The sequence below is a fragment of the Acidovorax sp. KPB24-07 genome (assembly GCF_057543315.1).
The window spans coordinates 1-13,850 of sequence record NZ_BAAJYS010000002.1; the positions used below are offsets into that span (position 1 = coordinate 1).

Below are 13,850 nucleotides of genomic sequence, written 5' to 3' on the forward strand. Positions count from 1 at the left end.
TTCGACCCGCGCCTGGCGCCCGGTGAAGTTCGTGGACGCCGGCATGCTGACCCGCACCGCCTGCTCGCAGTGCAGCGGCCAGTTCGTCACCGAGCTGTACGAAAACGCCCGCAACCTACACCTGCGGCTGGTGCAATCCGCCCGCCCGTGCCGGCAAGAGCAAGTCGGCCGGCGCGCTGATGCTGCACTGAGCCCTGCACCACCAGGCTTTGAGCCAAAAAGCCGTTCCAGCGCATATTCCACTAGGGCATCATGCTATTGAATTGGTAGCGTTCGGCTGTGTCCAGCCACCGATGCCGCTCGTCCGGTACGGACCGTTCGGCATGTGGTCAAACAGGCCGTGGCGGCATATTCTTCTAGGGCATGTTGCTATAAATTTGGTAGCAAATGCGTCGAAGAAGGCGCCGAGAAACGCGCCGAGAAGATGCGCCGACGATGGCCTCAGGAGTCGCGGTCGGTGCTCTCGTGCAGGCGGCTCAGGCTGGGCGGCACGTTCTGGCCGGCCCGGCGCGCGCGGAACAGGGCGGCGCGCATCAGGAAGATGTTGGTCACCGGCACGGTGACCGCCACGAACAGGCCGATGAGCAGCGCGTGCAGCGCCAGCCCGGCGCCCTGGACCGAAAAGTACAGCAGCGTGGCCAGCACGATGCACCAGCACCCGAGGGTGGCGATCACGGACGGCGCGTGAACCCGCTCGAAGTAGGTCGGCAGGCGCAGCAGCCCGAGCGACCCCAGCAGGGCGATGCCGCACCCGGCCAGCACCAGGGCCGCGATGGCGATCTCGGCCCACAGGGGCAGGGTGGTGGCGGTCATTCGATCACCTCGCCCCGGAGCAGGAACTTGGCCATCGCCGTGGAGCTGGCAAAGCCCAGCAGCGCGATCAGCAGCGCCGCCTCGAAGTAGTTCGTGCTGCCGTAGTAGATGCCCAGCACCAGCATGCACAGCATGCCGTTCAGGTACATGCAGTCCAGGGCCAGCACCCGGTCCTGCGCCGACGGGCCCTTGAGCATGCGCACCAGGGCGCAGGACATCGCCAGCACCAGCAGGAAGACGGCGACCGGCAGCGCGATGGACAGGATGGAACCGTTGGTCATGATTCGAAAATCTCCATCAGGGGGCGCTCGTAGCGCGTTTTGACGTGATCGATGGCGGCCTGCTTGTCGTCCAGCTCCAGCACGTGCAGCATCAGCACCGAACGGTCCAGCGACAGTTCGGCCCACGACGTGCCGGGGGTGATGCACACGATCATCGCCAGCACCGCCAGGGCGTTCGGGTCGCGCATCTCCAGTGGAATCTGCACGAAGCCCGGCGGGTGCGGCCGGTGGCCCGATGGCGTTGCCAGAAAGCGCAGCAGCCGCAGGTTGGACACCACGCTGTCGGCGATGACGGACGCCACCAGCCGCAGCACGGTGCCGGGCCGGCGGATGCGCACCGGCAGGGGCCGCAGGCCACGCGTGAGCACCGGGATGGCGATGGCCACGCACGCCGCCAGCACGAGCTGCCCGGCACTCACCGAGCGGTTGAGCATCAGCCACATCACGAACAGCGCCACGGACAGCAGCGGGGCGGGGAACAGGCGCTTCATGGCGTTTCCTTCGCGGGCGGCTGCGCCGGCGTGACCGGCCCGGGCACGGGCCGCGCCGACATCACTGCGCGGATGTAGCTGGACGGTGTGTGCAGCGCGTTGGCGGTGGCCTGCGTGAACCGCATCACCGCGCCGGCGTGCAGCGTGAGGCCGATGCACCCGGCCAGCAGCAGCGCGATCGGCAGGCCTTCCAGCACGCGCAGCTGGGGCGGGCGGCGGTCGTGCGTGGTCCAGAAATAGCGGATGCCGGTGCGGGTGAGGGCGATCAGCGCGAACAGGCCGGTGACGATCATCAGCGCCAGCAGCACCCATCCCGGCGTACCGGGCTGGTAGCCGGACGACGAGCCCAGGCCCAGCGGGTTGAGCAGGGCCGTCAGCATGGCGAACTTGCCCACGAAGCCCGACAGCGGCGGCAGCCCGGCGATCACCAGCGTGCACAGCAGGTAGGCCAGGCCCAGGAAGGCGGCGGCGGCGGGAATGACCCGGCCGATCAGCACGGTCTCGTCCTCGTCGAGGTTCAGGCCCGCGGCGGGCACCAGCTCGGCCGTGAGGAAGGGCGCGTCGTCGTGCCGCTCGTGCGGCGCGAGCGTGGCGCCGTCGTTGCGCCAGCGGTCGATCAGGTCGCCCAGCAGGAACATCGCGCTGATCGCGAGCGTGGAACTGGGCAGGTAGTACAGCAGCCCGGCGGTCAGCACGTTCTGCCCGAAACCGGCCGCCGCCAGCAGCGTGCCGGACGAAAGAATGGCCGCATAGCCCGCCAGGTGCGTGAGCCGCTGCGACCCCAGCATGCCGATGCCGCCGAAGGCCATGGTGATCATGCCGCCGCCGATCAGCCACAGGCTGCCGAACAGCGCGGAGGCGCCGGCTTCGCTGCTGAACATGAGCGTCCACAGCCGCAGGATGGTGTACACGCCCACCTTGGTCATCAGCGCGAACAGCGCGCCGGCCGGCGCGGTGGCAGCGCTGTAGGCCGGCACCAGCCAGAAGTTGAGCGGCCACATCGCGGCCTTGATGAGGAAGGCCGTGGCCAGGATGGCCGCCGCTGCGTGCAGCAGGCCCCGGTCCGCCGCCGCCACCTTGGGAATGCTCTGCGCCAGATCGGCCATGTTCAGCGTGCCGGTGATGCCGTACAGCATCGACACGCCGATGAGGAACAGCGACGAGGCCGCCAGGTTGATGGCGATGTAGTGCAGCCCGGCCTGTACCCGAGTGCGTCCGGAGCCGTGCAGCAGCAGCCCGTAGGAGGCGGCCAGCATGATCTCGAAGAACACGAACAGGTTGAACAGGTCGGCGGTGAGGAACGCGCCCGCCAGCCCCATCAGCTGGAACTGGAACAGCGGGTGGTAGTGCACCCCGGCGCGGTGCCAGCGCGCGGCCGCGAAGACGATGGAGCACAGGGCGACGGCACTGGTCAGCACCAGCATCATGGCCGAGAGCCGGTCCAGCGCCAGCACGATGCCGAATGGCGCGGGCCAGTTGCCCGGCAGGTACACGCCCATGGTGGTGGGCACGGTGGCCTGGGCCGTCCACAGCAGCAGCGCCGTGGCCACCACCAGGCCGAGGAAGGTGGATGCGATGTTCAGGCCCAGCTTGAGCCGCTGGCGCTCTTCGCGCAGCAGCAGCATCAGCGCGGCGGTGAGCAGCGGCAGCACGATGGGCACCAGCATCAGGTGCGGCATCCATGCGGAAAGGGCGTGCGCGAGGGCCGGGGTCACGGCATCTCCTGCACGTCGTGCGAGCGCGTGCCGTCCACATGGTCAGTGCCCGACATGCCGCGCGATGCCAGCAGCACCACGAGGAACAGCGCCGTCATGGCGAAGCCGATCACGATGGCAGTCAGCACCAGCGCCTGCGGCATGGGGTCGGCATAGTGCAGCAGGTCCTTCGGAACACCTTCCACCAGCACGGGCTCCTTGTTGATGGCCAGGCCCAGGCGGCCCATGCTGAAGATGAACAGGTTGACCGCATACGACAGCAGGGCCAGGCCCATGATGACCTGGAAGGTCCGCGGGCGCAGCAGCAGCCACACGCCGGAGCCGGTGAGCACGCCGATGGCAATGGCGAGAACGATTTCCATCAGCGGGCTCCTCCTTCGGGGGCGGTGGCGTCGGGGCTGGCCGCCAGTTCGGCCTCGCGCTCCTCGGCCAGGCGCGCGTGGTAGCGGTGGCCCCGCACCGATTGGTGGGCGATGGCGGTGAGGATCAGCAGCGTCGAGCCGACGACCAGGGTGAAGACGCCGATGTCGAAGAACAGCGCGCTGGCGATGTGGATCTCGCCGATCACCGGCAGGTGCAGGTGCGCGGTGTGGCTGGTCAGGAACGGATAGCCCAGCGCGATGGCGCCCAGCCCGGTGCCCAGGGCGAACAGCAACCCCGTGCCGATCCAGCGGCGCGGGTACAGCGGCAGATGCGCCTCGACCCAGTGCGTGCCCGAGATGATGTATTGCAGCAGCAGCCCCACCGACAGCACCAGCCCGGCCACGAAGCCGCCGCCCGGCTCGTTGTGGCCGCGCATGAACATGTAGAACGACACCAGGGCCGTGAATGGCAGCAGCAGCCGCACCAGCACGGCGGGCACCATCAGGTAGCCGATGGCGGTGTCGGTCGCATTGCGCGGGTTGAGCAGGTCGGTCTGCAGATCGGCCGGCATGTTGCGCTGCTGCTCGGGCAGGTCCATGGTCTCGCGCGCCGGGCGGAAGCGGCGCAGCAGCGCATACACCGTCAGGGCCACGATGCCCAGCACCACGATCTCGCCGAAGGTGTCGAAGCCGCGGAAGTCCACCAGCATCACGTTGACCACGTTGGTGCCGCCGCCCTCGGTCTGCGCGCGCTCCAGGAAGAAGGTGGAGGTGCTTTCGGGGAACGGCCGGCTCATCATGGTGAAGGCCAGCCAGGCCATGCCGCCGCCGGCGGCCAGCGCCACCGCCATGTCGCGCAGCCGCCGTGCCCGCACGATGCCCGGGTGGGTGGTGTCCACGCCGCGCAGCCGCTCGTCGCGCCGGGGCAGCCAGCGCAGGCCCAGCAGCACGAGCACGGTGGTGACGATCTCCACCACGATCTGCGTGAGCGCCAGATCGGGCGCCGAGAACCACAAAAAGGTGATGCAGGTGCACAGGCCCGCGCCGCCCATCAGTGTCAGCGCCGCCAGCCGGTGGTACTTGGCCTGCCACGCGGCGGCCACCGCGCAGATCGAGCCCAGCGTCCACAGCACGACGAAGGCCGGAGACAGGGGCAGGGTGCCGCGGTCGCCGAGCTGCAGGCCCTGCGTCCACAGCGGCAGGGCCGCGCCGGCCAGCGCCGCCAGCACCAGCCACAGCATTTGCCACTGCAGCCGCGGCGTGGCCATCAGCCGCCGCCCGTTGTGCCCGCACAGCGTGAGCCAGGTGAGGGCGATCTCGAACAGGCGCCGTCCGCTCACGCGGTAGATGAGCGGGGGCGCATCCACCTTGCCGGCGGCGCGCTGGCGGCGCAGCAGAAGGTAGAGCGCGGTGCCGCCGCCCAGGGCGACCAGGCTCATCACGAAGGGGGTATTGAAGCCGTGCCAGATGGCCAGGCTGAACTCGGGCAACGGGCCGCCGACCACCGGCCGCGCCGCCGCGTCCAGGTACTGGCCCACCGACCACGCGGGAAAGATGCCGACCACCAGGCAGGCCAGCACCAGCAGTTCCACGGGCACGCGCATCCAGTGCGGCGGCTCGTGCGGCTGGCGCGGCAGGTCTTGCGCGCGCGGGCCCCAGAACACGTCCACGATGAACCGCAGTGAGTAGGCCACGCTGAACACGCCGGCCAGCGTGGCGGCGACGGGCAGCACGGTCGCCACCAGCGGCGAGGCGTCGAGGAACACCGTCTCGGCGAAGAACATTTCCTTGGACAGAAAGCCGTTGAGCAGCGGCACGCCCGCCATGGAGGCGCTGGCCACCATCGCCAGGGTGGCCGTCACCGGCATCATGGTGCGCAGTCCGGACAGGCGCCGGATGTCGCGCGTGCCGCTTTCATGGTCCACGATGCCCGCCGCCATGAAGAGCGAGGCCTTGAAGGTGGCGTGGTTCATGATGTGGAACACCGCTGCCACCGCCGCCAGTGGGCTGTTGAGCCCCAGCAGCAGCGTGATCAGGCCCAGGTGCGAGATCGTGGAATACGCCAGCAGTCCCTTGAGGTCGTTCTGGAACATGGCCGCGTAGCCGCCCACCAGCAGCGTGCACACGCCCGCGCCGCCCACCAGCCAGAACCAGGGCTCGGTGCCGCCCATCACGGGCCACATGCGCGCCAGCAGGAAGACGCCCGCCTTGACCATCGTGGCCGAGTGCAGGTAGGCCGACACGGGCGTCGGCGCGGCCATGGCGTTGGGCAGCCAGAAGTGGAAGGGAAACTGCGCGCTCTTGGTCAGCGCACCCAGCAGCACCAGCACCAGGGCCGCCAGGTACCACGGGTGGTTGCGGATCTGCTCGCCGGCGGCCAGCACATGGTCGAGGTCGTAGCTGCCCACGATGTGCCCGATCACCAGCATGCCTGCCAGCATGCACAGTCCGCCCGTGCCCGTCACGGTGAGCGCCATGCGAGCGCCCCGGCGCGCGTCCTGGCGGTGGTACCAGTAGCCGATCAGCAGGAAGGAGAACAGGCTGGTGAGCTCCCAGAAGAAGGCCAGCTGGATGATGTTGCCCGACAGCACCACGCCGGCCATGGCGCCCATGAACGCCAGGAAGAACGAGAAGAAGCGCGGCACCGGATCGGCCGGCGACATGTAGTAGCGCGCATACAGCACCACCAGCGAGCCGATGCCCAGGATCAGCATGCAGAACATCCAGGCGAATCCGTCCATGCGGATCACCAGGTTCAGCCCCAGCGCGGGCAGCCAGGGGATTTCCTGGCGCAGCACCCCGCCCGCGGCGATCTCCGGAAAGTACAGCGCGGCCTGCACCGCACAGAACAGCGCGATCGCACCGGCGAGCGTGGATTCGGTGTTGCGCGCGTTCGACGGCAGCACCGCCGCCAGCAGGCTGCCGATGAAGGGGAGGAGGACGAGGAGGATCAGGGGCATGCCCGAACGATTCTACGGGCATGCCTTTCGGACATGCTATGAATACCCTAGCAGAGCCCGGAGATTGGGCGTGCTGCGGGCTCGCAATCCATTGGGTGTCTAACGCGACGCGCCCGCCATGGGCGGCAATGGGGCGGCTGTGGCCGGCGCGCCGTCGAACGAGGCACCGTTCACCGTGAGGCCTTCGCTGGACAGTCGCGCGGCAGAGGCCTTGCCCAGGCCCGGGACGCGGCCGACGAGGTCCGGCCAGTTCTGGAACGGACCTTTCTCGCGCGCCTGGAGAATTTTGGCCGACAGCGCCGGGCCGATGCCTTTGACCCCGTCGAGGTCGGCGACGGACGCCGTGTTGACCTCCACCGCCGCCACGGCGGCGACGCAGTGAACGGCTGCGGCCATGGCCATGGCGATCAGCAGGGCCTTGGTCCCCCGCAGCCTCATAGCTCTTCCACCCGCCGGGCGGGGTAGCTGTCCCAGGTCTGGCAGCCGGGGCATTGCCAAAAATGCTGCCGGGCCTCGAAGCCGCAGGCCGCGCATCGGTAGCGGGTGAGCGGCTTGGTCGCCTGGTCCAGCGCCTTTTGCACCTGGGGATGGAACTGCTCGTGCTCCAGTGTTTCCTGCGCCAGCCACTTCGCGGCCGCCACCAGCGAGGGCTCCTTGTCCAGATGGCGCACGTACCACTGCGGCCCGGGCCGGGACGCGTCGCCCGAGGCGGCGTCCATCGACACGATGGCCTCCAGCATGTCCAGCGACGGCGCCCGCTCGTAATGGCTCAGCAGCAGCTGGTAGGTTTCCTCGGCGCGCTGGGTGGCTGCGCCCACCTCGACCAGCAACGGGGCGGCCAGGGGCAGGGCGCCGGGCGATTCGCGCGACAGCTCCAGCAGCGTGGAAAACGCCTGTTCCGGCCGGCCGCAGCGGTGGTGCAGGCGGGCCAGTTCGATGCGCGGGCGGGGTGCGTGGGGCGCGGCGGCCACGGCCTCTTCGAACTGCGCCTGCGCGGCTTCCTGGTCGCCTTGTGCGGCCCGTGCGATGGCCTGTTCGCACAGGTAGTGGGCCTGACGCGTGCTGAAGTCGCCCTGATGCGATCCGTGCATCTTGCGGGCGATGGCCGCCGCCTGCGGCCAGTCGCGCGAGCGTTCGTAGATGGCCAGCAGGGCCAGGCGCGACTGGCTCTCAAACGGCGTGTTCTCCAGCCGCCGCAGGGCGTCCTCGGCGCGGTCGAGCAGGCCGGCCTTGAGGAAGTCCAGGGCCAGCGCATGCTGTGCCCGGTCGCGGTCGGTGCGGCTCAGGTCGCCGCGTGACAGCAAGTGCTCGTGCACTCGGACGGCGCGGTTGTACTCGCCACGGCGGCGAAAGAGGTTGCCCAGCGCGAAATGCAGCTCGGACGTGTCTGGATCGTTCTGCACCGCCTCGATGAACGCATCGATCGCCTGGTCCTGCTGCTCGTTGAGCAGGAAGTTCAGGCCCTTGAAATAGGCCTTGGGCGCGCGGCGGTTCTCCTCGCGCAATTGCCGCAGGTCGAAGCGGGAGGCGAACCACCCCAGCACGAACGCCAGCGGCAGGCCCAGCAGCAGCCAGCTGAAATCAAATTCCATGGATGGAGGGCGGTTGTTGTTGCAGGTCCGGCACGGCTGGAGCCGCGACCGGTGCGGGAGCCGGGGCTTCAGCCGGCAACGCGGCCTGTGCGCGCCGGGCGGCGCTGCGGTGCTTCCACCAGCGGGGCACCATGCCCAGCACGCCCACGACGACCCCGGCCGCGAAGGCCGTCAGCACGACGAGCACCAGGGGCGCGCTCCAGTGCGTGCCGAAAAAGAAGTGCACGGTGGCGTCTTGCTGGTTGTTCAGTGCAAAAGCGAACAGGGTAAAAAAAAATGGCTGCCTTGAGCAGCCACAGGAGGTATTTCATGCGTCTCCCCGGTGGTGTGGGGGCATTCTACGGGCAGGCCGTGGCGCGTCTGCCATCTGCGCCGATACCCGTGCCACGGGCTCCCGGCGCTTGACAGCCAAGCGCAGGCAGCTATCAATTTTGATGTTTTTGCGACGGTGCATCGACGATGCCCATTTCGACCGTGCGCTGGTCTACGGCTTCGCGCAGGGCCTTGCCGGGCTTGAAGTGGGGCACGCGCTTTTCCGGGATCGCCACGGCTTCGCCGCTGCGGGGATTGCGGCCCATGCGGGGCGGGCGGCGGTTGACCGAAAAGCTGCCAAAACCCCGGATCTCGATGCGGTGGCCACGCACCAATGCGTCGCCCACGGCGTCCAGAATGGTCTTGACGGCGTATTCGGCATCGCGCTGGGTGAGCTGGCTGAACCGTGCCGCCAGTTCTTCAACGAGGTCTGATCGGGTCATGGAATCCTAGTCTTTGCAACCTGGGAAACAGAACAAAAAGAAGCGGGCGCACGAGGCGCCCGCCATTCACAACCGCCGAAGCGGTCGTTGCCTGACTCTCGGATTACTTGTCCGAGTTGTCCAGCTTGGCGCGCAGCAGGGCGCCCAGGCTGGTCGTGCCGGCGCTTTCGCGGCTCGATTGCTGGCTCAGGTTGGCCATGGCGCCTTGCTCGTCGGCCATGTCCTTTTGCTTGATCGACAGCTGGATGTTGCGGGTCTTGCGATCCACGTTCACCACCACGGCCGTGACTTCATCACCTTCCTTGAGCACATTGCGGGCATCTTCCACGCGGTCGCGGGAGATTTCCGAAGCGCGCAGGTAGCCGATGATGTCTTCGCCGAGGTCGATCTCAGCACCACGGGCGTCCACGGTCTTGACCTTGCCGGTCACCGTCTGGCCCTTGTCGTTCACCGTCACGAAGGTGGTGAATGGGTCGCCGTCGAGCTGCTTGATGCCCAGCGAGATGCGTTCGCGGTCCACGTCCACGGCCAGCACGATCGCTTCGACTTCCTGGCCCTTCTTGTAGTTGCGAACGGCGGCTTCGCCGGTTTCGTTCCACGACAGGTCGGACAGGTGCACCAGGCCGTCGATGCCGGCAGCCAGGCCCACGAACACGCCGAAGTCGGTGATCGACTTGATCGGGCCCTTGACGCGGTCGCCGCGCTTGGTGTTCTGCGCGAACTCTTGCCATGGGTTGGCCTTGCACTGCTTCATGCCCAGGCTGATGCGGCGCTTGTCTTCGTCGATCTCGAGGACCATGACTTCGACTTCGTCACCCAGCGACACGAGCTTGGAGGGAGCGATGTTCTTGTTGGTCCAGTCCATTTCGGAGACGTGCACCAGGCCTTCGATGCCGGGTTCCAGTTCCACGAATGCGCCGTAGTCGGCAATGTTCGTGACCTTGCCGAACAGGCGGGTGCCCGAAGGATAGCGGCGCGAAACGCCCATCCACGGATCGTCGCCCATTTGCTTGAGGCCCAGGGACACGCGGTTCTTTTCGGTGTCGAACTTGAGGATCTTGGCCGTGATTTCCTGACCGGCCGTGACCACTTCCGAAGGATGGCGAACGCGGCGCCATGCCATGTCGGTGATGTGCAGCAGGCCGTCGATGCCGCCCAGGTCCACGAACGCACCGTATTCGGTGATGTTCTTGACCACGCCCTGGACGATGGAGCCTTCCTTCAGGGTTTCCATCAGCTTGGCGCGCTCTTCGCCCATGGAGGCTTCCACCACCGCGCGGCGCGACAGCACCACGTTGTTGCGCTTGCGGTCGAGCTTGATGACCTTGAATTCCAGGGTCTTGTTTTCGTAAGGCGTCAGGTCCTTGATCGGACGCGTGTCGATCAGCGAACCTGGCAGGAAGGCGCGGATGCCGTTGACCAGCACCGTGAGGCCACCCTTGACCTTACCGCTGGTCGTGCCGGTGACGAATTCGCCGGATTCCAGGGCCTTTTCCAGCGCCAGCCAGGAGGCCAGGCGCTTGGCGGTGTCACGCGACAGGATGGTGTCGCCGTAACCGTTTTCGATCGAGCCGATGGCCACGGAGACGAAATCGCCCACCTGGACTTCGACTTCGCCCTTGTCGTTCTTGAACTCTTCCAGGGGCACGTAGGCTTCGGACTTGAGGCCGGCGTTCACCACGACGAAGTTGTGTTCCACGCGCACGACTTCGGCGGTGATCACTTCGCCCGGACGCATTTCGGTGCGTGTCAAGGACTCTTCGAAAAGGGCGGCAAAAGATTCAGACATGTATTTCCTAAAGCCGCAAACAGGGTTCCGACAGCACCATTGCCATCGTTTTTAGAGCTGCCTGCGGAGGTTTTTTGCGGCAAAACCGCGGTTAGGTTGGAGAACCGCACGGTCTGGGCACTGGGTGCCTGTGGGGCCGGGCGGGCCTGTCCGGGGCGTGAGCCTCGGCTTGCAACCCCGTGCCTAGGTGGCGAAGGGCTGTCGTTCCTGCCACCAGGCAAGTACCTGCTCGACAGCCGCATCGACCGTGAGCGAGGAGTTGTCCAGAACCAGGGCATCCTGCGCCGGCTTCAAGGGCGCAACGCTGCGGGAACTGTCCCGGGCGTCGCGCGCCTCCAAATCGGCGCGAAGGTCTGCGATGCTAGCCGAAATCCCCTTTGAAATCAACTGTTTATGCCGGCGTTCGGCCCTGCATGCCGCGCTGGCGGTCAAGTAGACCTTCAAGGCGGCCTGGGGAAAGATCACGGTGCCCATGTCGCGCCCGTCCGCCACGAGTCCCGGAAGCCGCCGGAAGCTGTGCTGCAGGGCCACCAGGGCCTCCCGCACGGCGGGCAGTGCGGAGACGCGCGACGCATTCATTCCCGCTTCTTCGGTGCGGATGGTATCGGTCACATCATCGGCGCCGAGCCAGATCCGCCCGCCTTCGAATCGCACGGGCAGCCCGCGTGCGAGCGTCGCGATGCGCGGCTCGTGCGCCGCATCGATCTGCAGGCCCGCCCGCAAGGCTGCCAACGCCGCGATGCGGTACATGGCGCCCGAGTCCAGAAACCGGTACCCCAGTCGCTGCGCCACGGCGGCGGCCACGGTGCCCTTGCCGGATGCGGTGGGGCCGTCGATGCAGATCACCGGAATGCGTTCCGTGGGGGTGTGCGTGACGGAAAACAGTGCCTCGAAATAATCCGGAAACGTCTTGGCCACGCACTTGGGGTCTTGGATGCGAACGGGCAGCGCCGCCGGATTGAAAGCCGCCAGCGAAAAGCACATGGCCACGCGGTGGTCGTCGTAGGTGTGGATGCTGGCGGCCCGCCAGCCGGCAGGCGCAGCCGGGGGCGTGACGCGCAGGAAGTCCGCGCCTTCCTCTACCGTGGCGCCGAGTTTGCGCAGCTCGGTCGCCATGGCGGTCAGGCGGTCGGTTTCCTTGACGCGCCAGCTGGCGATGTTGCGCAGCGTGGTCGTGCCTTCGGCATAGAGGGCCATGACGGCCAGCGTCATGGCGGCGTCGGGAATGTGGTTGCAGTCCAGATCGATGGCCTTGAGCGGCCATGCGCCGCGGCGGATCTTCAGCCAGTTGGGCCCGCCCGTGACCTGTGCGCCCATGGCCTGCGCGGCCTCGATGAAGCGGATATCCCCCTGGATGGAGTCTTGCCCCACGCCCAGGATCTGCACGCCGTCGTCCTGCTCGGCAACGCCGGCGATGGCGCCCAGCGCAATGAAATAGCTGGCCGAAGACGCGTCGGCCTCGACGTGGATGCTCCCGGGCGAACGGTATCGGCTGCGGGCCGGGATGGTGAACCGCTGCCACCGGTCATGCTGTACATCGATGCCGAACCGCGCCAGCAACTGCAGCGTGATGTGGATGTAGGGCCGCGAGATCAGCTCGCCCACCACCTCGATCACCACGTCTTGCTCGACCGCGACCAGTGGAAGCGCCATCAGCAGGGCGGTGAGGAACTGGCTCGACACGTCACCGCGCACGGAAATGGGCCTGGACAGCGATAGCGGCGGCACGCCTTGGGCGTGTGCAATGCGAAGGGGTGGAAACCCTTCGTTGCCCAGGTAGTCGATGCGGCAACCGAGCTGGCGCAGCGCATCCACCAGGTCGCCGATGGGCCGCTCGTGCATGCGCGGCACGCCGGACAATTCGAATTCGCCACCCAGCAGCGCCAGCGCGGCCGTCAGCGGGCGCATCGCCGTGCCGGCATTGCCCAGGAAAAGGGCGGCCGGCGCGTTCGCGGGTTGGGTGCCCAGCCCGGTGATGCGCACGCTGGCGCCTTGCTCGTCCACCGTGCAACCCAGTTGCCGCAGTGCATCGAGCATGACCCGGGTGTCATCGGATGCCAGCAGGTCGTGGATTTCGGTGGTGCCTTCGCTCAGTGCCGCCAGCAGCAAAACACGGTTGGAGATGCTCTTGGAGCCTGGAAGCTGTATGGCGCCGCCCGCCGTGGACAGCGGCGGGAGGTCGAGAAACTCGGTGCTGAACATCAGGAATTGGGGGTGGGGGTGCGTTGGGCGCCCATGCGCCAGTGCGCGCGGGTTTCGCTGGCCAGGGTGATCAGGTCTTCCAGCGCCTGGGGATTGCCCTGCTGCATGGTCTGCTCCAACTGCTGCAATGCCTGCTGGAAAAGCCGCGACTGTGCCAGAAGCTCTTCGCGGTTGGACAACAGAATGTCTCGCCAGACTTTGGGGTCGCTGGCCGCGATGCGGGTGAAATCGCGAAAGCCCGGGCCTGCCAGGGACAGGAACATATCGCCATTGTCTTGCGCCGTGATGCTGTTCATCATGGCGAAGGCCAGCAAATGAGGCAGGTGGCTGACGGACGCAAAGGCAGCGTCGTGCGATTCGGGCGACATGCTTTGCACCCGGCAGCCCAGCGTGCGCCACACTTCTTCGGCCTTTTGCAGATGGGCGGTCAAGGTGCGCTCGGTCGGCGTGAGGATGACCTGGCGACCGCTGTACAGCTCGGCTTCCGCGTATTCCACGCCGGACACCTCGCGCCCGGTGATCGGGTGGGCCGGAACGAAGGATCCCACCTGGTCGCGGAGAGCGCGGCGTGCGGCCTGCACCACGTCGGCCTTGGTCGAGCCCACGTCCATGATCAGCATCTGCGGTGTGACGAGGTGCTTGATGGCCTTGAGCGTGGCCTCGGTCGCGGCCACGGGGACGGCCACGAGCACGATGTCGGCGCCCGCCACGGCGAGCAACGCGGACGGTGCCTCGACATCGATCACGCCCATCTGGCGGGCGCGGTCGGTGGTGGACGGCGACTTGCTGTACCCGACCACGCGCTTGACGAGGCCGGCCTTCTTCATGGCCAGGGCGAACGACCCTCCCATCAGGCCGCAGCCGATCAACCCCAGCTGTTCAAACATGGC

Annotated in this window: 12 protein-coding genes and 2 pseudogenes; 1 reads left to right on the forward strand and 13 read right to left on the reverse strand. The window is 67.4% G+C overall.

From position 1 onward, the window contains the following. Window positions 1-191, forward strand: a pseudogene (locus AC27IQ_RS00515) (FlhC family transcriptional regulator); the annotation flags it as partial. A gap of 250 nt (window positions 192-441) precedes the next feature. On the opposite strand, the gene mnhG reads toward AC27IQ_RS00515, so the two are convergent. The 13 genes and pseudogenes from mnhG to AC27IQ_RS00580 all read right to left on the reverse strand — a co-directional run bounded on the left by mnhG (window position 442) and on the right by AC27IQ_RS00580 (window position 13,847). Further along, the gene (mnhG, locus tag AC27IQ_RS00520; RefSeq protein WP_284401042.1) at window positions 442-813 is read right to left on the reverse strand and encodes a monovalent cation/H(+) antiporter subunit G; all 372 of its coding nucleotides are present in this window, start codon (window positions 811-813) and stop codon (window positions 442-444) included. Then, window positions 810-1,094, reverse strand: coding sequence for a K+/H+ antiporter subunit F (locus AC27IQ_RS00525; protein ID WP_284415051.1), 285 nt, complete (start codon window positions 1,092-1,094; stop codon window positions 810-812). Before AC27IQ_RS00525 ends, mnhG begins: the two co-directional genes overlap by 4 nt. Further along, window positions 1,091-1,585 carry a Na+/H+ antiporter subunit E gene (locus tag AC27IQ_RS00530; RefSeq protein WP_284401041.1) on the reverse strand — a complete coding sequence of 165 codons (495 nt, stop codon included), beginning with the start codon at window positions 1,583-1,585 and terminating at the stop codon, window positions 1,091-1,093. The genes AC27IQ_RS00525 and AC27IQ_RS00530 overlap by 4 nt, the downstream gene beginning before the upstream one ends. Then, entirely contained in the window at window positions 1,582-3,264 is a 1,683-nt protein-coding gene (locus AC27IQ_RS00535; protein ID WP_487087465.1) for a monovalent cation/H+ antiporter subunit D, read from the reverse strand. The genes AC27IQ_RS00530 and AC27IQ_RS00535 overlap by 4 nt, the downstream gene beginning before the upstream one ends. 32 nt (window positions 3,265-3,296) lie before the next feature. After that, window positions 3,297-3,662 carry a Na+/H+ antiporter subunit C gene (locus AC27IQ_RS00540; RefSeq protein ID WP_272568874.1) on the reverse strand — a complete coding sequence of 122 codons (366 nt, stop codon included), beginning with the start codon at window positions 3,660-3,662 and terminating at the stop codon, window positions 3,297-3,299. After that, complete coding sequence (locus tag AC27IQ_RS00545; protein WP_284428663.1) at window positions 3,662-6,622, reverse strand: monovalent cation/H+ antiporter subunit A; 2,961 nt, start codon at window positions 6,620-6,622, stop codon at window positions 3,662-3,664. The genes AC27IQ_RS00540 and AC27IQ_RS00545 overlap by 1 nt, the downstream gene beginning before the upstream one ends. A 99-nt stretch (window positions 6,623-6,721) precedes the next feature. Next, window positions 6,722-7,060: a ComEA family DNA-binding protein gene (locus AC27IQ_RS00550; RefSeq protein ID WP_487087406.1), complete on the reverse strand. Its 339-nt coding sequence runs from the start codon at window positions 7,058-7,060 to the stop codon at window positions 6,722-6,724. Continuing rightward, window positions 7,057-8,214, reverse strand: coding sequence for a lipopolysaccharide assembly protein LapB (gene lapB, locus AC27IQ_RS00555; protein ID WP_487087408.1), 1,158 nt, complete (start codon window positions 8,212-8,214; stop codon window positions 7,057-7,059). Before lapB ends, AC27IQ_RS00550 begins: the two co-directional genes overlap by 4 nt. Beyond that, a pseudogene (locus tag AC27IQ_RS00560) lies at window positions 8,204-8,525 on the reverse strand (LapA family protein). The gene lapB and the pseudogene AC27IQ_RS00560 overlap by 11 nt, the downstream one beginning before the upstream one ends. Window positions 8,526-8,639: 114 nt before the next feature. Then, entirely contained in the window at window positions 8,640-8,969 is a 330-nt protein-coding gene (locus AC27IQ_RS00565) for an integration host factor subunit beta (RefSeq protein ID WP_284415059.1), read from the reverse strand. Window positions 8,970-9,072: 103 nt separating this feature from the next. Next, window positions 9,073-10,758: a 30S ribosomal protein S1 gene (rpsA, locus tag AC27IQ_RS00570; protein WP_092739611.1), complete on the reverse strand. Its 1,686-nt coding sequence runs from the start codon at window positions 10,756-10,758 to the stop codon at window positions 9,073-9,075. 183 nt (window positions 10,759-10,941) lie between these two features. Next, entirely contained in the window at window positions 10,942-12,960 is a 2,019-nt protein-coding gene (locus AC27IQ_RS00575) for a bifunctional 3-phosphoshikimate 1-carboxyvinyltransferase/cytidylate kinase (RefSeq protein ID WP_487087410.1), read from the reverse strand. Continuing rightward, the gene (locus AC27IQ_RS00580; protein WP_487087412.1) at window positions 12,960-13,847 is read right to left on the reverse strand and encodes a prephenate dehydrogenase; all 888 of its coding nucleotides are present in this window, start codon (window positions 13,845-13,847) and stop codon (window positions 12,960-12,962) included. Before AC27IQ_RS00580 ends, AC27IQ_RS00575 begins: the two co-directional genes overlap by 1 nt. Window positions 13,848-13,850 lie beyond the last annotated feature (3 nt).

What these genes read in the sequence shown, in the direction of transcription:
- mnhG (WP_284401042.1), bottom strand. Translation starts at nt 813, where the DNA reads ATGACCGCCACCACCCTGCCCCTGTGGGCCGAGATCGCCATCGCGGCC.
- AC27IQ_RS00525 (WP_284415051.1), bottom strand. Translation starts at nt 1,094, where the DNA reads ATGACCAACGGTTCCATCCTGTCCATCGCGCTGCCGGTCGCCGTCTTC.
- AC27IQ_RS00530 (WP_284401041.1), bottom strand. Translation starts at nt 1,585, where the DNA reads ATGAAGCGCCTGTTCCCCGCCCCGCTGCTGTCCGTGGCGCTGTTCGTG.
- AC27IQ_RS00535 (WP_487087465.1), bottom strand. Translation starts at nt 3,264, where the DNA reads ATGCCGCACCTGATGCTGGTGCCCATCGTGCTGCCGCTGCTCACCGCC.
- AC27IQ_RS00540 (WP_272568874.1), bottom strand. Translation starts at nt 3,662, where the DNA reads ATGGAAATCGTTCTCGCCATTGCCATCGGCGTGCTCACCGGCTCCGGC.
- AC27IQ_RS00545 (WP_284428663.1), bottom strand. Translation starts at nt 6,622, where the DNA reads ATGCCCCTGATCCTCCTCGTCCTCCTCCCCTTCATCGGCAGCCTGCTG.
- AC27IQ_RS00550 (WP_487087406.1), bottom strand. Translation starts at nt 7,060, where the DNA reads ATGAGGCTGCGGGGGACCAAGGCCCTGCTGATCGCCATGGCCATGGCC.
- lapB (WP_487087408.1), bottom strand. Translation starts at nt 8,214, where the DNA reads ATGGAATTTGATTTCAGCTGGCTGCTGCTGGGCCTGCCGCTGGCGTTC.
- AC27IQ_RS00565 (WP_284415059.1), bottom strand. Translation starts at nt 8,969, where the DNA reads ATGACCCGATCAGACCTCGTTGAAGAACTGGCGGCACGGTTCAGCCAG.
- rpsA (WP_092739611.1), bottom strand. Translation starts at nt 10,758, where the DNA reads ATGTCTGAATCTTTTGCCGCCCTTTTCGAAGAGTCCTTGACACGCACC.
- AC27IQ_RS00575 (WP_487087410.1), bottom strand. Translation starts at nt 12,960, where the DNA reads ATGTTCAGCACCGAGTTTCTCGACCTCCCGCCGCTGTCCACGGCGGGC.
- AC27IQ_RS00580 (WP_487087412.1), bottom strand. Translation starts at nt 13,847, where the DNA reads ATGTTTGAACAGCTGGGGTTGATCGGCTGCGGCCTGATGGGAGGGTCG.